The organism is Serratia sp. Je.1.23.a (assembly GCF_051129805.1).
Classification (GTDB): Bacteria; Pseudomonadota; Gammaproteobacteria; order Enterobacterales; family Enterobacteriaceae; genus Serratia; species Serratia liquefaciens.
In genome coordinates this window covers 240654-256488 of the sequence record NZ_JBCPSR010000003.1, presented here as the reverse complement: position 1 = coordinate 256488, position 15835 = coordinate 240654, and the positions used below count along the sequence as shown (strand labels likewise).

Annotated in this window: 16 protein-coding genes; 10 read left to right on the top strand and 6 right to left on the bottom strand. The window is 57.9% G+C overall.

Annotation, left to right across the window (positions count from 1 at the left end; translation table 11 throughout):
- The first annotated feature begins 6 nt into the window (after nucleotides 1–6).
- On the top strand, nucleotides 7–462 hold the full coding sequence (locus tag AAZT04_RS13440; protein WP_020827892.1) for a rhodanese-like domain-containing protein: 456 nt from the start codon (nucleotides 7–9) through the stop codon (nucleotides 460–462).
- Nucleotides 463–557: 95 nt separating this feature from the next.
- On the opposite strand, the gene flk is transcribed toward AAZT04_RS13440, so the two are convergent.
- A complete protein-coding gene (gene flk, locus AAZT04_RS13435) occupies nucleotides 558–1586 on the bottom strand; it encodes a flagella biosynthesis regulator Flk (protein ID WP_046373034.1) in 1029 nt (342 codons plus the stop codon).
- Between the two features lie 305 nt (nucleotides 1587–1891).
- Here flk and AAZT04_RS13430 point away from each other — a divergent pair, with 305 nt between their 5' ends.
- From AAZT04_RS13430 to AAZT04_RS13415, 4 genes are read left to right on the top strand one after another with little or no spacing between them, the layout of a single operon-like run.
- Complete coding sequence (locus tag AAZT04_RS13430) at nucleotides 1892–2257, top strand: hypothetical protein (protein ID WP_046373035.1); 366 nt, start codon at nucleotides 1892–1894, stop codon at nucleotides 2255–2257.
- 49 nt (nucleotides 2258–2306) lie between these two features.
- Entirely contained in the window at nucleotides 2307–4343 is a 2037-nt protein-coding gene (locus AAZT04_RS13425) for a protein-disulfide reductase DsbD family protein (RefSeq protein ID WP_129983428.1), read from the top strand.
- Nucleotides 4340–5056 (top strand): DsbA family protein, encoded by a 717-nt coding sequence (locus AAZT04_RS13420; RefSeq protein ID WP_116690054.1) that lies wholly within the window; start codon nucleotides 4340–4342, stop codon nucleotides 5054–5056. Before AAZT04_RS13425 ends, AAZT04_RS13420 begins: the two co-directional genes overlap by 4 nt.
- Nucleotides 5049–5549 carry a protein disulfide oxidoreductase gene (locus AAZT04_RS13415; protein ID WP_128864619.1) on the top strand — a complete coding sequence of 167 codons (501 nt, stop codon included), beginning with the start codon at nucleotides 5049–5051 and terminating at the stop codon, nucleotides 5547–5549. The genes AAZT04_RS13420 and AAZT04_RS13415 overlap by 8 nt, the downstream gene beginning before the upstream one ends.
- Nucleotides 5550–5557: 8 nt before the next feature.
- Here AAZT04_RS13415 and AAZT04_RS13410 read toward each other — a convergent pair whose 3' ends face one another.
- Nucleotides 5558–7015, bottom strand: a complete 1458-nt coding sequence (locus AAZT04_RS13410; RefSeq protein ID WP_129983427.1) for a PLP-dependent aminotransferase family protein — start codon at nucleotides 7013–7015, stop codon at nucleotides 5558–5560.
- Nucleotides 7016–7184: 169 nt separating this feature from the next.
- Here AAZT04_RS13410 and AAZT04_RS13405 point away from each other — a divergent pair, with 169 nt between their 5' ends.
- On the top strand, nucleotides 7185–8180 hold the full coding sequence (locus tag AAZT04_RS13405; protein WP_041414788.1) for a DMT family transporter: 996 nt from the start codon (nucleotides 7185–7187) through the stop codon (nucleotides 8178–8180).
- A 155-nt stretch (nucleotides 8181–8335) separates the two neighbouring features.
- Entirely contained in the window at nucleotides 8336–8965 is a 630-nt protein-coding gene (locus AAZT04_RS13400; protein ID WP_128864618.1) for a CatB-related O-acetyltransferase, read from the top strand.
- Nucleotides 8966–9000: 35 nt separating this feature from the next.
- Here AAZT04_RS13400 and AAZT04_RS13395 read toward each other — a convergent pair whose 3' ends face one another.
- The 3 genes from AAZT04_RS13395 to AAZT04_RS13385 are packed head-to-tail and all read right to left on the bottom strand — an operon-like array spanning nucleotide 9001 to nucleotide 11955.
- On the bottom strand, nucleotides 9001–10518 hold the full coding sequence (locus AAZT04_RS13395; RefSeq protein WP_046373040.1) for a tripartite tricarboxylate transporter permease: 1518 nt from the start codon (nucleotides 10516–10518) through the stop codon (nucleotides 9001–9003).
- Between the two features lie 11 nt (nucleotides 10519–10529).
- Nucleotides 10530–10961: a tripartite tricarboxylate transporter TctB family protein gene (locus tag AAZT04_RS13390; protein ID WP_020827883.1), complete on the bottom strand. Its 432-nt coding sequence runs from the start codon at nucleotides 10959–10961 to the stop codon at nucleotides 10530–10532.
- A gap of 13 nt (nucleotides 10962–10974) precedes the next feature.
- Nucleotides 10975–11955, bottom strand: a complete 981-nt coding sequence (locus AAZT04_RS13385; RefSeq protein ID WP_020827882.1) for a Bug family tripartite tricarboxylate transporter substrate binding protein — start codon at nucleotides 11953–11955, stop codon at nucleotides 10975–10977.
- A gap of 300 nt (nucleotides 11956–12255) precedes the next feature.
- On the opposite strand from AAZT04_RS13385, the gene AAZT04_RS13380 reads away from it, so the two are divergent.
- The 3 genes from AAZT04_RS13380 (at nucleotide 12256) to AAZT04_RS13370 (ending at nucleotide 14882) form a co-directional block, all read left to right on the top strand.
- Complete coding sequence (locus AAZT04_RS13380) at nucleotides 12256–12582, top strand: hypothetical protein (protein ID WP_116690058.1); 327 nt, start codon at nucleotides 12256–12258, stop codon at nucleotides 12580–12582.
- A gap of 220 nt (nucleotides 12583–12802) precedes the next feature.
- Complete coding sequence (tctD, locus tag AAZT04_RS13375; protein ID WP_020827880.1) at nucleotides 12803–13477, top strand: transcriptional regulator TctD; 675 nt, start codon at nucleotides 12803–12805, stop codon at nucleotides 13475–13477.
- On the top strand, nucleotides 13464–14882 hold the full coding sequence (locus tag AAZT04_RS13370) for a sensor histidine kinase (RefSeq protein ID WP_020827879.1): 1419 nt from the start codon (nucleotides 13464–13466) through the stop codon (nucleotides 14880–14882). The genes tctD and AAZT04_RS13370 overlap by 14 nt, the downstream gene beginning before the upstream one ends.
- Here AAZT04_RS13370 and AAZT04_RS13365 read toward each other — a convergent pair.
- A complete protein-coding gene (locus AAZT04_RS13365; RefSeq protein WP_046373044.1) occupies nucleotides 14879–15781 on the bottom strand; it encodes a DMT family transporter in 903 nt (300 codons plus the stop codon). The genes AAZT04_RS13370 and AAZT04_RS13365 overlap by 4 nt on opposite strands.
- Nucleotides 15782–15835: the final 54 nt, after the last annotated feature.

Genomic DNA, 15835 nt, shown 5'->3' with positions numbered 1-15835 from the left:
AATTCCATGGCGGTATCTTCATTGGTTTTGGCTTTTCCACCGGGCAGCGCGGCGCAGAGCCTGGATTATCTGGCCGCAAAGCTGAGTTATTACGCGGATGCGTGGGACGTGGCGGAGGATCTGCGCAACGGGGTCAGTGAGATCCTGGTGATCGATACCCGTGCAGAGGCACTCTATGCGGCCGGGCATATTCCCGGCGCTATCAGTTTGCCGCACCGGTTGATGAACGAGGCGGGCACGGCGCATCTGGATCGCGACAAGGTCTACGTCACTTATTGCGATGGCATCGGCTGCAACGGTTCGACCAAAGGGGCTTACAAACTGGCTCAACAGGGGCTGCGGGTGAAAGAGCTGATTGGTGGCTTGGACTTCTGGATACGTGATGGTCATCCCCTGGCCACCGGTGAACAGCCGGGCTCGCTGGTGGGAAGTGCCAGTGGAGAGGACTGTGGCTGCGCCTGACGTTGGCCGGAGTTACCGCGAAGTTAACATCAGCATTCGAGTCTGGCCCTGGACAGGGCATCCACAGGCCAGAAATCGTTTGGGGAGGGAAAGCGTTAAAACACCAGCGCCAATACCAGAGCTAGCACCAAAATGAACAGGATAAGCGTCACCGCCGGTTTGCTCAGCGCTTTTTGCAGCGGCTGGGGCAGGGCGGCAATCAGCGGATTGAGCAGCGGTTGCGGCTCGGTAGCGTTGCCGATGATCGGCTGAGCATGACCGGCTTTTTCCAGACGACGTGCAAATAGCTGGTTGATGACGTCGCTCATCTGCGGGTGGGTCAAGGGGGCGCTGGCATTGCAGTTGAAGCGGGACTGGCAGTAGTCATTCAACTGCTGCTGCTCCTGCGCATCCGCCGGCTGTTTGAGCACGGCGAGCAGGTTGTTCAGCGTCGGCGCGGTTTGTGGACTCAGCGCGACCTTCACCTGCAAAAACTGGTTCAGCAGTTGGAAGTGGCGCGCCGGCAGCGGATCGTTGGTTTTAACCCCGGTCAGATCAAACAGCGTTTGCCAGATCTTGGCTGGCGACTCGCCGGTGGCGGCACTGAGCTTGGTGACCTGCTGCTGCAGGCTTTGATGCTCGGCAGGCAGCAGCGGGCGATCGCTGGTGGCAGTTTGCTGCGGGTGAGGGATCGTCAGGCTGCCGGTCTGTAACAGGTTCAGTACCTGCTGCAACTGCGAGTGGCTCAACTGGCTCAGTACCGTGTGGCCAAACTGCTGGCGAATGAAATCACTCACCGCCTGGCGGTTATTGCCCTGCGGCAACAGTTCGGTAAGTTGCTGCATCAGTTGGCGACTGGCATGGTTTTGCTGTACCTGCGTCAGACGGTTTTGCAGCAGTTGCTCGGCCGGCTGAAAATGACGCGCCAGCAATTCACTGCTGTTGTCTGTCTGCAGATCGTGACGCAGCGTGACCCAAATCTCTGCGGATTTGGCCGGGCTTAGCGCCATGATTTTGACCACCAGCTTCTCCAGCGTCGTACGCTGCGCCGGGGAGAGCGGGCTATCGTCTGTGGGGGTGGTTTTGCCCGGGGTTGAAGGACGATCGCTGGCGATCGGGGTGCCCGGTCCACTCAAAGGTTGCATATCACCTGTCCTTCGCTGTGTATCCCCCAGTTTAGCTGGCGTTGCCGCGGTGTGGTCTGCGCAATCTCACTCGAAACACTTACCTGAGTAAGCTCATCGAGACTCGCTTGCTTGCCGCCTTGCCGCAACACTCATGACTTTGGGGAAAGAATAATCGTCGTACCCGGCGAAAAGCGCAGGTGTGCGCCTATGATACCCGTAAATGCCCGTCATCAATACCGTCGTAAGACATTTCTTTACAGGCAAAACATTGCTAAACGCGCCTGCGCCGCTAAGATAAGCGCAGACTTGGAATTGAGGGCGGCATGGTTAAACAGCAGCGGATTGCGAAATGGTTTTTATGCCTGGCTTGCCTGGTGGTGCTGACCTGCATGACTCAGCGCATGGCGAGCCTGCATGCGTTGCAGCAAGCGATGGGGATTCCTGCTGCCAGCGCTGCGCCATCCGCCGGCGACGATGCCGCCGAACTGCAACCTACCCCCTGTGAACTGAGCGCTAAATCCTTATTGGCCTCACCGCCGGTGATGTTTGAAACCGTGCTGCTCGGGCTTGGCCTGCTGCTGGCGCTGTTGGCGCCTACCGTGGCTGCGCGCTTGCGCATTCCTCCTCCCAGAGTGATTTCCCCTCCCACCCTCAGGGTGCATCTCCGATTATGCGTCTTCCGTGAATGAGTTAATCGCCCGTTTGTTTTGGTGATTGTCTTATTTATGGAGAAAAAATATGTTGAATATCATCAGGTCGACGTTTGTCTGCCTGTTAATGCTGTGGCTGCCCGCTTTGCAGGCGGCGGACAGCGGCTGGTTGCAAAGCCCGACCAACGATCATGCCAAGGTGCGACTCCGCGCTGACACCTCGCAGCCAGGAGAAACCCGGCTGCTGTTGGCTATTGAGCTGCAAAAAGGCTGGAAAACCTACTGGCGTTCGCCGGGGGAAGGCGGCATTGCGCCGGCAATAACCTGGCAAAGCAATCCGCCTCCGGTGACCTGGTATTGGCCTACGCCGCAGCGTTTTGAGGTGGCCGGCATTTCCACGCAGGGCTACCACGATCGGGTAGAGCTGCCGATGGTGATGAAAGGAACGGCACCGCGCCAGTTGGCGGGGACGCTGACGCTGTCCACCTGCAGCAACGTCTGTATTTTGACCGACTATCCGTTCAGTCTGGATCTTGCCGCGCCGTCTGACGCACAGTTTGACCATGACTTTGCCCAGGCGATGGGCCAGGTGCCGATCGCCGAGGGCCTGGTGGAGAGCATCAAGGCCGGTTATCTCAATGGCGAATTACAGATCAGCGCCGAGCGAGCCGCCGGTTGGCAACAGCCGGAGCTGTTCTTCGACACCTTGGAGGACGCAGACCTCGGCAAGCCACAGGTCAGTAGCGAAGGTTCACTGATGACGGCGCGGGTACCGGTCAGCGATGGCTGGGGTGACAGCGCCCCGGATCTGCGCGGTAAAACCCTGACGTTGGTAATCGGCGACGGCGGCATGGCACAGCAGGTGACGCTGCCGATTGGCGGGCCGTTGACGCTGCCGAGCGCCGCCAGTTTCTCGCTGTGGCAAGCGGTGCTAATGGCGTTGGCGGGGGGCCTGATCCTCAACCTGATGCCCTGTGTGCTGCCGGTTCTGGGCATCAAACTGGGATCGATTTTGCAGGTGGAGCAGCGCGACCGACACAGCATTCGGCTGCAGTTCCTTGCGTCCTCGTTTGGCATTGTGGCGTCCTTTATGGCGCTGGCGTTGCTGATGACGCTGCTGCGCTTGAGCAATCAGGCGCTGGGCTGGGGCATTCAGTTCCAAAACCCGTGGTTTATCGGCTTTATGGTGCTGGTGACGTTCCTGTTCAGCGCCAACCTGTTTGGCCTGTTCCATTTGCAGCTGTCCTCCTCCCTTAATACCAAATTGGCGACCCATAACGGCCGTGGCCTGAGCGGGCATTTCTGGCAGGGCGCATTTGCCACCTTGCTGGCGACGCCCTGTTCGGCTCCCTTCCTGGGCACTGCCGTGGCCTTTGCACTGGCTGCGCCGCTGCCGGTGCTGTGGGGCATGTTTGTCGCCTTGGGTATCGGCATGAGCCTGCCTTGGCTGCTGATTGCCGCATGGCCTGCTTTAGCGCTGCGCCTGCCGCGTCCGGGGCGTTGGATGAACACTTTACGGTGGGCCATGGGGCTGCTGATGCTGGCTTCTTCACTGTGGCTGCTGAGCCTGATGGTCAATCATATTGGCACCTTGCCGACGCTGGCATTGGGCGGTATCGCACTGTTGGCCTTGTTGTTGGCGGTAGGCTGGCAACATGGGGTTCGTCTGGCGGCCAAGCTGGCGGCCGGCACGCTGGTGCTGGTCGGTGTGGTGTTACTGGCCGGTTCGCTGACCGCCGGGCTGTGGCGTCAGCCGCTGCACGACAATGTCACCTGGCAACCGCTAAGTGAGCAGGCGATCGCCCAGGCACTCGCCCAGAACAAACGGGTGTTTGTCGACGTCACCGCAGACTGGTGCGTAACCTGTAAAGCCAACAAATTCAACGTGCTGTTGCGTGATGACGTGCAGAAAGCGCTGAACGCCGGCGACGTCGTCGCCCTGCGAGGAGACTGGAGCCGTCCTTCGGCCGAGATTAGCGCTTTCTTGCAAAAACGCGGTAGCGTTGCCGTGCCTTTTAACCAGATTTATGGCCCCGGCAGCCCTGACGGCGTGGTGTTATCCCCGCTGTTGACCCGCGATGCCGTCTTGCAAACCCTGTCCGCCGCCAAAGGAAATTCACAATGAAAAAATTACTGATGTTACTGATGCTGATGGTTACTCCGGTCTGGGCTGCGGCTCCTTTTACCCCGGAACAAGAGGTGCGGATTAAAGAGCTGATCCGCGAAACGCTGGTGTCGAACCCGGATATTCTGGCGCAGGCGGTGGATGCCTGGCAGCAACAGACCGCCGGTCAGCAAATCAGCCAGGCGATCAAGCAAAACGCCAAAACCCTATACGAAGATCCGGCCAGCCCACGTTTGGGAGCGGCCAACGCCAAACTGACCCTGGTGGCCTTTACTGATTACAACTGCCCGTACTGCAAGCGTTTTGACCCGATGCTGGAAAAAATCGTCAAACAGTATCCTGATGTGGCGCTGGTGGTAAAACTGCTGCCGTTCAAAGGAGAGAGCTCCGTCAGTTCTGCACGCGTGGCGCTGACGACCTGGCAGCAACACCCGGACCAATTCTGGGCGCTGCATCAGCGGTTGATGGCGAAAAAAGGCTTCCATGACACGGCCAGCATCGCTGCCGCACAGCAGAAAACCGGGGTGAAAGCCGTTGCACCAAGCGAACAGAGCATGACCACCTTGCGCACCAATATGGCATTGGCGGAGCAGCTTGGAGTACAAGGAACGCCGGCCACCCTGATCGGCGATCAAATGCTGCCAGGCGCGGTGTCGTATGAGGATCTGGAGGCGGTAGTGAAACAACAGCTTGCGAAGGTTAACAATGGCTAAGCTGCGGCGTTGGGGCCGCGAACTGCTGATCCTGTTGCTGATTGTGCTGGCGGTTGCGTTCGGGATGGACTGGTTACGCGCACCGCAGCCACCGGCGGCGTTCGATTCGCAACCGTTGACGACGTTGAACGGTGAACACGTCTCGCTGGCGCAGCTCAGCCAGGACAAGCCGCTGCTGGTTTATTTCTGGGCCAGCTGGTGCGGGGTTTGCCGGTTTACCACGCCGTATGTCGCCAGACTGGTCGGCGAGGGCGGCAACGTATTGACCGTGGCGCTGCGTTCCGGCGACGATCGTCAGGTGGAACAGTGGCTGGCGGGTAAGCGTGTGACGTTGCCGGTGGTTAACGATCCCCGTGGCGAGCTGTCGGCGCAGTGGCAGATCGGCGTCACGCCCACCTTGGTGGTCATTTCCCAGGGCAAGGTGGTGCAAAGCACCACCGGCTGGACCAGCTATTGGGGAATGAAGCTGCGGCTATGGTGGGCCGGGCTCTGAACCGCGGCCTATTCTGAAGTGATGACCTCATTAATCGCCCGGCACAGTCGGGCGATACCTTCCTCTATCTGCGGCGGCGTATTGGCGGCGAAATTCAATCGCAGGCCATGTGCGCCTTGCTGTTCTTCGGCATAAAAGCACTCCCCACGCGCAAAGGTCACGCCGTGTCGCCAGGCCAGCGGCATCAGTGCCTCGGTGCTGACGGCGGCAGGCAGCGTCAGCCAGATAAACAGTCCACCCTCCGGCGTTTCAAACTGACAGCCGGGCGGCAGTTGCTGCTGCAAGGCTGCCACCATCACGTCTCTGTGCTGGCGATATAACCGCCCGGCGCGCCGCAGTTGCTTGTCGTAACGACCGATAGTGACGAATGCGTCCAGTGCCCGCTGGATCAGGTTGGAGCTGGTAAAACTGTCGACGTGTTTCAGACGAGCCAGTCGCTGATAGTGTTCGCTGTCCGCCACCAGGTAACCGATGCGCATGCTGGGCAGCAGCATTTTTGAAAAGGTACTGACGTAAATCACCGCCCCCGGTTGCGCCAGCGATCGCAGCGACGGCAGCTGTTTGCCGTTGTAGCGCAGATCGCCGACAAAATCGTCTTCCAATATCACTACACCGGCCTGCTGGGCCAGTGCCAGCAGGCGTCGACGGCGCGCTTCACTCATGCAGCGGCCGGTGGGGTTATGAAAATTGGGAATGGTGTAAATCAACTTCGGTTGGTGTTTTTCGATCAGTGCGGGCAGCTGTTCAACCAACATGCCGTGCCGGTCGCTGGCGACGGTGACGATATTGATGCGGTGCTGGCGCAGCAGCCCCAGCGCTTCGGCGTAGGTCGGTTGTTCGACAATCACCGTGTCGCCCGGCTCCAGCAGGCTTTGCACTATCAGGCTGATGGCGTGTTGCGAACCGTTGGTGATCAGCAGTTGCTCTGCATGGGTCGGAATACCCTGAGCGGTGAGGATCCGCCCCAGGGTATCGCGCAGCGGATAATAGCCGCAGTATTCGCCATAGCTAAAGGCTTCTTCCGCATGGCGGCTGAGTACCGACAGCAGTATCTTGCGGAACTCCTCTTGGGGGAAGACTTTCGGGCTGCCGACGCCGGCGGCAAAGTTGATGATGTTGTCCGGCAACGGCGTATCGGGGTAGCCATCCAGCCGGGAGGTCAGGGTAGTAAAACGTTCTGCTGGGAAAGTGCTATCGCTTGCTGGGCGTGGCAGCGCGAGCTGGGGCAGTGGGTGCGAAACATAGGCACCGCTGCCGCGCCGTTGACGCAAAAAACCTTTGGCCGCCAGTTCGGCATAGGCGTTGTCCACCGTCAACCGGCTGACCGCTAATTTGGCGGCGAGCGTACGCGTGGAGGGCAACTTATCGCCATCGACAAATACGCCGCTGAGGATTGCCCGCCGCAGCGCTTCCTCAATTTGCAGATACAAAGGAATGCTCTGCTGACGGTCTAAGGGAATATGCATGCGTAATTGGCTCGGTTATCGATGGCGATTTTAACTATACCCCATAGTTACAGGGCTTCAAGCGGTTAAAAGTGGCCTGCATGACATCGGGGGAAAGTGGCTCTGGTGGTAAAATTGCGCGGCGCTAGAATCTCGCCTGAGTTCACTATCGCCGTTTTTTGAGGGTGTCATGTCATTACCATCGGGTATCTCAGCCAGGCCGGTTTTCCCGGGGGCGCGCATTTTACAGGGCAGCAGTCAGGGGTATGTGATTGCTATCATCAGCGCCATGTTGCTGGCCTTTACCGCCATTATTATCCGCGTGCTGACGGAGTATTATCACCTGCCGACCTTTGTGCTGGCTTTTTGGCGTGCGGCGCTGGTTGCTCTGGTGCTGTTGCCGGTACTGCTGCTGTTCAAACCCGAATGGGCGCGTTTACAGCGCTCGCAGGTCCTCTTTTATGCCTGCTATGGTCTGCTGTTGGCAGTGTTCAACAGTCTGTGGACGCTGTCGGTGGCGCTGAACGGTGCGTCGGTGGCGACTATCCTGACCTACTGCTCGGTCGGTTTTACCGTGTTTCTCGGTTGGATGATGTACAGCGAACGCCTTAGCCTGCGCCAGTTGGTGGTGATTGTGGTCAGCCTGGGCGGCTGTTTTCTGGTCAGCAACGGCGACAGCATGGGCAACAGCCATTTTAACCTGTTGGGGCTGGTGGTGGGCATGCTGTCCGGCATCGGATACACCCTCTATACGCTGGGCGGGCGGGTCGCGACCGAACGGCGTTACCCGGTGTGGAACACCATCCTGTACGTGTTTGGCTTTTCGGCTGTTTATCAATGGTTGTTCAATGCCGCGCTGACCTTTTACCCACTGGAGGCGTTCCACGGCATGACGGGGTCATTGTGGTTCCTGTCCCAGGGCGTTCAGGGTATCGAGTGGGGGGGCTGGTGGTTGCTGCTGACCCTGGCTGCCGGCCCAACGCTGTTGGGGTTCGGCCTGTACAACATCAGTTTGAAAACCTTGCCGCTGGCGGTGGCAAACCTGATTCTGTCGCTGGAACTGGTGTTCACGGCAGCGATCGCTTACTTCCTGCTGGGGGAAAGCATGAATCAGTTACAGCTGCTGGGCAGTGCGTTGGTGATGGGCGGGGTGCTGATGCTGAAGAGCAAGACGGCTGCGACGTGATTTGTTAACATTAGGGCCGGATATGGAGGCAACAATGACCAATAACCCAAGATTAAAACGGGCGTTAATCGCTTAAAGCGGCAGTGTTTTACGACCAAAAAACACTGCCACAGACATTTGGCTGTGGCTCTTGCAATGAATATAGAGAAAGCGCCATGACTGAAAAACACTGGTCAAAAACAGAACTGTTACACCAAACGGTGACCAACCCCAATATTATCGTCAAAGGGACTCACAGCTATTACAGCGACTACCTGGATGACGGCTTTGAGCGCTCCGTGGTGCGTTATTTGCACGGAGACGAGGTCAGCCAACAGTGGCAGCCGCTAGGAACGATAGACCAATTGCTGATCGGCGATTATGTCTGCATTGCCGCCGAGGCGGTGATCCTGATGGGGGGCAACCATACCCATCGTGCCGATTGGTTCTGCCTGTATCCGATGATGGAAAGCATTCTGGCTTCCTATCAGCCGAAGGGTGATACCCGGTTGGGGGACGGCTGCTGGATAGGCATGCGGGCGATGCTGATGCCGGGCGTGACGATTGGGGAAGGAGCGATAGTCGCCGCCGGTAGCGTTGTGACGAAGGATGTTGAGCCTTACACCCTGGTGGGGGGCAATCCGGCGCGACCAATAAGACTGCGCTTTGCTCCGCAGATCGTAGCCAGGTTACTCGCTTTGCGCATTTATGATCTGTCGGCCGAGGATTTTGCTCAGGTGCAGCCTTTGCTGGCCAATGACGATATTGCGGCCCTTGAACGGGCGATAAGCGAAATTAAACGTTAAATGAAAAGGGCGGAGTTAATACTCCGCCCTTTTACTTATTCGGCCTTGGCCGCTTCCGCCATCAGGCGGCGTTTGCGTACCCTGCGCAACAGTAGCGGCAGCACCAACACGGATACCGCCAGCACCAGCAGCGTTTGCGCGATGCCACTACCCCACAGGATGCTGAACTCACCGTTGCTGATCGACAGCGCGCGGCGCAGGTTTTGCTCCAGCATTTCTCCCAGAACGAAGCCCAGGATCAGCGGTGACATCGGGAAGTGCATCTTCCTCAGTATGTAACCAAACACCCCCAGCCCAACCATCAATAGCAGGTCAAAGGTGGTACTGTGTACCGCGTAAACGCCGACCGCCGACACCGCGGCAATCGCCGGTACCAGGAACCACAAAGGGATGGTCAGCATGCGGGTAAACAGGCCCACCAACGGCAGGTTCATGATCAGCAGGATCACGTTGGCAATCAGTAGCGCGGCAATCAGCCCCCAGACAATATCCGGCTGTTCGGTGAACATTGCCGGACCTGGCGTGATGTTGTACAGCGTCAGTGCCCCCATCATTACCGCTGTGGTGCCGGAACCCGGTACGCCCAGCGTCAGCATCGGAATGAACGAACCGCAGGCCGAGGCGTTATTGGCCGCTTCGGGCGCAGCAACGCCGCGGATATCCCCTTTGCCGAAGGTTTCACTGTTGCCGCTGATCTTCTTTTCGGTCATGTAAGTCAGGGCGCTGGCGATGGTGGCCCCGGCACCCGGCAGAATGCCGACGAAGAAACCGATCACCGAAGAACGCAGCGTGGGGCCCACGCACTCGGCGGCCTCTTTACGGTTAAACAGCAGGCGGCCGGTCTTACGCACCAGTTTTTGCCCAGCGCTGGTGCTTTCGAGCATCAGCAAGATTTCACTGACCGAGAACAGGCCAATCACCACCACGATAAATTGCACGCCATCGGAGAGGTGGACGCTGTCGAAGGTGAAACGATAAACGCCGGTATTGGCGTCCACCCCGACCGTTGCCAGCCCCAGACCAATCAGCGCCGCCAGCAGCGATTTCAACGGGTTTTGGCTCATCATGCTGCCCAGGCAGGCGATAGCGAACACCATCAGGGCGAAATATTCTGCCGGACCAAATGCCAGTGACCAACGGGCCAGCAGCGGGGCAAACAGAATGATCCCGCCGATGGCAATCATCGAACCGACAAAGGAGCTGACCGCCGAAATCGACAGCGCGACGCCGGCACGGCCTTGTTGTGCCATGGGGTAACCGTCCAGTGCGGTCATGATCGCAGCAGCGTCTCCCGGTACGTTGAGCAATATCGAGGAGATGCGGCCGCCGTACTCGCAGCCGATATACACCGTCGCCAGCAAGATCAGTGCCGACTCGGCCGGTAATTTGAGGGCAAACGCCAGCGGCAGCAGGATCGCCACGCCGTTGATCGGCCCCAGACCCGGTAGCAGGCCGACAATGGTGCCGACGAAGCAACCGATCAGGGCGATAATCAGGTTCTGGGGCACCAGCGCCACCTCGAACCCTTGAGACAAATACATCCAGGTTTCCATCATCGCCCCCGTTAGCTCAGCCAAACGCCGAGTGGCAGTGTCACATCAAGTAAGCGGTCAAAGGCGTAATAGAGCGCAACGCCCATGATCGCGCCAGACACCAACGCCGCTATCAGGCTGGCCTGGAACAGCAGGCCAATGCTGAAGGTCAGCAGTGCGGTTGCTAGCGGAAAGCCCAGCCACTCGAAGCCCCAGGCGTACAGCACCAGCGTGATCACCAGCACCAGCAGACGTTGCATCACCTTGTTATGCGGCCATTCAACGGCTTGAGGTTTGTTCAACAGCAGCAGTGCCGCACACAGCGCCATCAGGCTGAGGATAGCCAGTGGGAAGGGCCGCGGACCCAGTGGTTCATAGCTGTATTCACTCTGGATACCCCAGCCGATAAACAGGCCGCCGATGCACAGCAGCAGCCAGAATCCGGCAAAAATGCGATCGCTCATGGTATGCCCCCGGTTATTTTGCCAGACCGAAAACTTTGGCCTGTTCGCGGTACTGATTGACCTGGTTTTTCACGTAGGCGTCCAATTCTTTGCCGGTCAGGTCGAATTCAAACAGGCCGCGCAGATCGCGCTGTTGCTTGAATTCCTCGGTCGCCATCATTTTCTTGAAGGTATCGAGCCACCACTGGTACTCCTCTTCCGTGACCTTCGGGCCAACGTAGAAGCCGCGAATGATCGGCCAGACCAGATTGAACCCTTGCTCTTTGGCGGTCGGAACATCGGCTAACTGACCCGGCAGGCGCTGTTCGGAATACACCGCCAGCACGCGAATTTTGTCGCCCTGCAGGTAAGGCACCATTTCGCTCAGATCGCCGGAAACTGCCTGGATGTGGTTGCCGAGCAGAGCAGTAACAGGCTCGCCGCCGCCTTCGAACGCCACGTAACGCATCTTGTGGGGATCGACGCCGACTTCGCGCGCCAGCAGGGCGGTTTTCATCCAGTCCTGGCTACCGATAGAAGCGCCTGCGCCGAACACCACGCTGTTGGGATCTTTTTGGAAGGCGTTCATCAGGTCTTTCAGGGTTTTGTACGGTGAGTCGGCACGCACGGCGATCATGCCGTAGTCGGTGCCGACAGCGGCCAACCATTTGACGTCATCGACGTTGTAACGGCCGAATTTTCCCTGTGACAGATTCAGCAGCGAGCCGCCGGAGAAGGCGACTACCGTGCCGAATTCCGCCGGGCGCTGAGCCACGATGGCGTTGTAAGCCACCGCACCGACGCCGCCGGGCATATAGGTCACGCGCATCGGTTTGTCGATGGCTTTAGTTTCTTGCAACGAGACCTGGATCAGCTTGCAGGTCAGGTCAAATCCCCCGCCAGGCTTGGCAGGAGCGATACATTCGGTGCGTTTCGGCGCTTCCAGGGCAAAAGCCTGATGGGTGGCCAGCAGCAGAGCGGTAGCGGTCAGTGTGCGGGTGATTATTTTTTTCATTGCTTTCCCCAAGGTATTTTTTCAGTCGGTGTGGATCCCCGCCGATACGGGTTGCTGGATTGTTAAATCAACAACCTTTCATTTACCTTTCAACCGAGGGAAAAGTTTCCGGGATGTGATACGTGTCTCCTGTTAGCGAGAATTACACGACTGAGCATCGTCCTGATTGCCCGCCGGCTAACACATACGACAGGGGAATAACAGCCCGTAAAACCTGCTTAAAGCCTGCGTAATGTCAGTTTTGGTCGTTCTTTCTTGCGATAAAATGCCGAAAAATAAAATGAATGAAGGTGCGGTATTATGTTTTCATTAGGGAAGTTATTCGGCAGCAAGGACAGCAATAAAGTTAGTGCCATCAAGATGTTGCCCGCGGCTTATGCCGAGACTGTTGGGGAAGAAGGCCATTGCCGACTGAAGCGCCTGCGTGCAGATATCGGCGTTTTTGAACTGCATTTTTCGAATCGGAAAAATGAAAAATATGCCTGCCAAATGACGGCCTGTATTACCGGTATTGATCTGGTTTTCACCACAAACAATCGCTCGGTACTGGTTTCCCCACCGTTTACCCCCACCAAATTGAAACCGGTACTGGATATCGCCCTGGCCGACTGCGAAATCGCAATGTAGTGGCTGGCTAAACGAATTAGCCCTGTTGCCGGCGGCTCAGGGTTTATTCCGTGTCGCAATTGTGTTCCAGCTCCCAAAACTGAATGGGGGCAACCCTTCTATCACTGCGTCTTCCGTGCCATCCTGCTGTTATAAAGATGTTAATTGACAATAAGTCGGATGCTGACGTCATCGCTCAGTATTCGGCCTGCGGGCATAGAAAAATCAATGGAATGGAAACATGCGTCTGTTATTGGTTGAGGATCATCCCGAGTTATCCCATTGGCTGCAAAAGGCGTTAACCGGCGTCGGTTTTGCCGTCGACGTCGCGCCGGACGGGCTGGCGGCCGATCATTTGTTGTTAAACGAATCCTATGCGCTGGTGGTGCTGGACGTGGCGTTACCGCGGCTGAACGGGCTGGATCTGCTGGCCCGTCTGCGCAAGCGAGGGCAGGATTTACCGGTGCTGTTGCTGACGGCCAGAACCGACGTCGCCGATCGGGTTAAAGGGTTGAACCTGGGGGCCGACGATTATCTCACCAAGCCTTTCGAACTGGATGAGTTGGAGGCGCGCATTCGGGCGTTGCTGCGCCGCAGCGTTGGCGTGACCCAGCAGGCGCTGCAATACGGTGCGCTGACCTATCACGATGAAGGCTATTTTCAGCTGGACGACAAACCTCTGCAATTGACGCCGCGTGAACTGGCGGTGCTGACCGCGTTGATCCATCGCCGTGGTCGGCCGGTGGCCAAACAGCAGTTGTTTGAACAGGTGTTTACTTTGGCCGACGAGGCCAATCCGGAAAGCATCGAACTCTATGTCCACCGGCTGCGAAAAAAACTGCAGGGCAGCAACGTGGCGATTATCACTCTGCGCGGTCTGGGCTACAGCCTGGAGCTTTGCAATGAGGTGGTTTAACGCGCCGCAATCGCTGTTTTATCAACTGCTGTTGTTTTTTGGCCTGCCGCTGCTGGTGTTAGGCGGTATCTCGATTTATACCCACTACTTCAGCGCGATGAATGCCGCTACGCTGGCTTACGATCGCACGTTGCTGGCGTCAGCGCGTACCGTGGCGGAACGGTTGGTGGTGCGAAATGGCCGGCTTGAGGCGGATGTGCCCTACGTTGTGCTCGACAGCTTTGAGCGCAACATGAACGATCAGCTTTACTACGAAGTGATCTCCCCGCAGGGCGTAAGTATCTCCGGCTATGACGATCTACCGACGATGCCGCCGCATATTTTGCGCTCAAGCCTGTACCCGGCGCTGGTGCATTTCTATGACGCCGAATATCGCGGCCGGCCGATCCGCGTCGCTGCCCTGTACCAGCCGGTAAACGAATCCGGAGTGATGGGCATGGCCACCATTCTGGTGGCGGAAACCCTGGAGTCGCGCCGCTATCTGGCAAGGCAGATGATGCTTTCCGCTTTGCTCAGCCAGGGAACCGTGGTTGTGCTGACCATGATCCTGGCCTTTGCGTTGCTCAAGCGGGTGCTTAAGCCGATGCGCAAGCTTTCCGGCATTATGCTGCGGCGTGACCCGGGTGAGCTGACGCCGTTGCCGATGGTGTTGCCCTGGTCGGAAATGCAGCCGCTGTTGCTGGCGTTCAACCGCTATATTGAACGGCTGCGGGTGATGGTCGCACGACAGGAACGTTTTAGCGCCGACGCTTCACATCAGCTGCGCACGCCGTTAACCGTATTGAAAACCCAGGTGGGGGTGGCGCTGGCCAGCGATAAGCCGGAGCAGTGGCGGGAAAGCTTGCTGGCCATGAGCGCAACGCTGGATAACACCGTGGCGCTGACCGATCGCTTGCTCTATCTCTCACGGCTCAAAGCTCATGAGCATCACGCCGATCGCCAACTGCAGCCGGTAAACCTGGCGCAGGTGCTGCGCGATGCCTGTTTTTCACGTTTACCCCAGGCCCGCAGCAAGCGCATCGATTTGGGGTACGAGGGAGAATCGGTTTGTTGGGTCGGCGGAGAAACGCTGTTGCTAACCGAACTGTGCGCCAACTTGCTGGATAACGCACTGAAATATACGCCGCATCAGGGCACGGTCACCGCACGTTTAACCCTGGACAAGCAGGCCGGGGAGGGAATATTGGAAATTGAAGACAGCGGCCCGGGCATTGCCCAACAGGATACCGCGCAGGCGCTGCAGCCGTTTCATCGGTTGGATAACGTGGGTGATCAACCCGGTGCCGGGTTAGGGCTGGCGCTGGTCAGCGATATCACCCGTTATCACGGCACCCGCCCGGAGCTGTTGACCTCGGCCACGCTGGGTGGCCTGCTGGTGCGGGTGCGTTTTCAATTGTTATCTTAGCTCTGACATTCCGCGGCTTGTTTGGCCTTGCGCCCCAGCGGCGTGCGCAGACGCTGCGACAGGATCACGCCCAGCAGGGTAATGCCGCCGCCGATCAGATGGTAGCTGTGCAGATGTTCATGCAGGAACAGCACCGCAATGATGGCGGTAAATACCGGTGCCAGGTTCATAAAGATCGACGCGGTATTAGCCCCCAGACGCATAACGCCGTGGATCCACAGATAAGGTGCGACAATCGAGGCCGGAATGCCGGCAAACAGCACCAGCGGGATGTTTTGGCTGGTCAGAGACACGTCTTGTGCCATCAGGAAGTTCGGCAGTAACAGCACCACGCCGAACAGGATCTGCACATACAACGACTGCCAGTTCGGCAGGGCAATCGCCCAACGTTTGGTCAGCACGCCGTACAGCGCATAAGAGGCGGTGGCGGCGAACATCATCAATTCCCCCTTGCCGATGCCGTGCTGCAGCAACTCGCCCGGGTTACCGGCACTCACCAGCCAGATCAAGCCGCCCAAAGACAACAGGCTGCCGATGGCAATACCTACGGTGGGAGCGACGCGCAACAACACGATGCTGATCAGAATGGTCAGTAATGGGATCAGTGAGACAATAATGCCCATAAACAGCGCGCTGACGCTGTGTGCCGCGTAATAGGCCAGACTCTGATACAGCACCATGCCCAGCATGCCGAGAACCAGCAATTTCCACCAGTTGGTGCGTATTGCCGACCAATGGCGGATCACGCCGGGCAGCACGAACGGTGTAAGGGTGATCAGCGCCAGCAACCAGCGGTAGAAGGAGATCGCGGCCGGATCGATAGCGGTGGCCGAGAGTTTGCTGACCACGGCGTTGATTGACCAAATCAGAACCGCCAGCAAAGGGAAGAGCATATTCATGATAATTATTCTCATTAACGACTAACATGCTGGCTAGTTTACTCGTGTCCGGTT

Excerpts from the sequence above, each read along its gene's own strand:
- AAZT04_RS13390 (WP_020827883.1), bottom strand. The coding sequence starts at position 10,961 with ATGAGCGATCGCATTTTTGCCGGATTCTGGCTGCTGCTGTGCATCGGC.
- AAZT04_RS13400 (WP_128864618.1), top strand. The coding sequence starts at position 8,336 with ATGACTGAAAAACACTGGTCAAAAACAGAACTGTTACACCAAACGGTG.
- flk (WP_046373034.1), bottom strand. The coding sequence starts at position 1,586 with ATGCAACCTTTGAGTGGACCGGGCACCCCGATCGCCAGCGATCGTCCT.
- AAZT04_RS13365 (WP_046373044.1), bottom strand. The coding sequence starts at position 15,781 with ATGAATATGCTCTTCCCTTTGCTGGCGGTTCTGATTTGGTCAATCAAC.
- AAZT04_RS13415 (WP_128864619.1), top strand. The coding sequence starts at position 5,049 with ATGGCTAAGCTGCGGCGTTGGGGCCGCGAACTGCTGATCCTGTTGCTG.
- AAZT04_RS13410 (WP_129983427.1), bottom strand. The coding sequence starts at position 7,015 with ATGCATATTCCCTTAGACCGTCAGCAGAGCATTCCTTTGTATCTGCAA.
- AAZT04_RS13395 (WP_046373040.1), bottom strand. The coding sequence starts at position 10,518 with ATGGAAACCTGGATGTATTTGTCTCAAGGGTTCGAGGTGGCGCTGGTG.
- AAZT04_RS13425 (WP_129983428.1), top strand. The coding sequence starts at position 2,307 with ATGTTGAATATCATCAGGTCGACGTTTGTCTGCCTGTTAATGCTGTGG.
- AAZT04_RS13405 (WP_041414788.1), top strand. The coding sequence starts at position 7,185 with ATGTCATTACCATCGGGTATCTCAGCCAGGCCGGTTTTCCCGGGGGCG.
- AAZT04_RS13440 (WP_020827892.1), top strand. The coding sequence starts at position 7 with ATGGCGGTATCTTCATTGGTTTTGGCTTTTCCACCGGGCAGCGCGGCG.
- AAZT04_RS13380 (WP_116690058.1), top strand. The coding sequence starts at position 12,256 with ATGTTTTCATTAGGGAAGTTATTCGGCAGCAAGGACAGCAATAAAGTT.
- AAZT04_RS13420 (WP_116690054.1), top strand. The coding sequence starts at position 4,340 with ATGAAAAAATTACTGATGTTACTGATGCTGATGGTTACTCCGGTCTGG.
- AAZT04_RS13385 (WP_020827882.1), bottom strand. The coding sequence starts at position 11,955 with ATGAAAAAAATAATCACCCGCACACTGACCGCTACCGCTCTGCTGCTG.
- AAZT04_RS13370 (WP_020827879.1), top strand. The coding sequence starts at position 13,464 with ATGAGGTGGTTTAACGCGCCGCAATCGCTGTTTTATCAACTGCTGTTG.
- tctD (WP_020827880.1), top strand. The coding sequence starts at position 12,803 with ATGCGTCTGTTATTGGTTGAGGATCATCCCGAGTTATCCCATTGGCTG.
- AAZT04_RS13430 (WP_046373035.1), top strand. The coding sequence starts at position 1,892 with ATGGTTAAACAGCAGCGGATTGCGAAATGGTTTTTATGCCTGGCTTGC.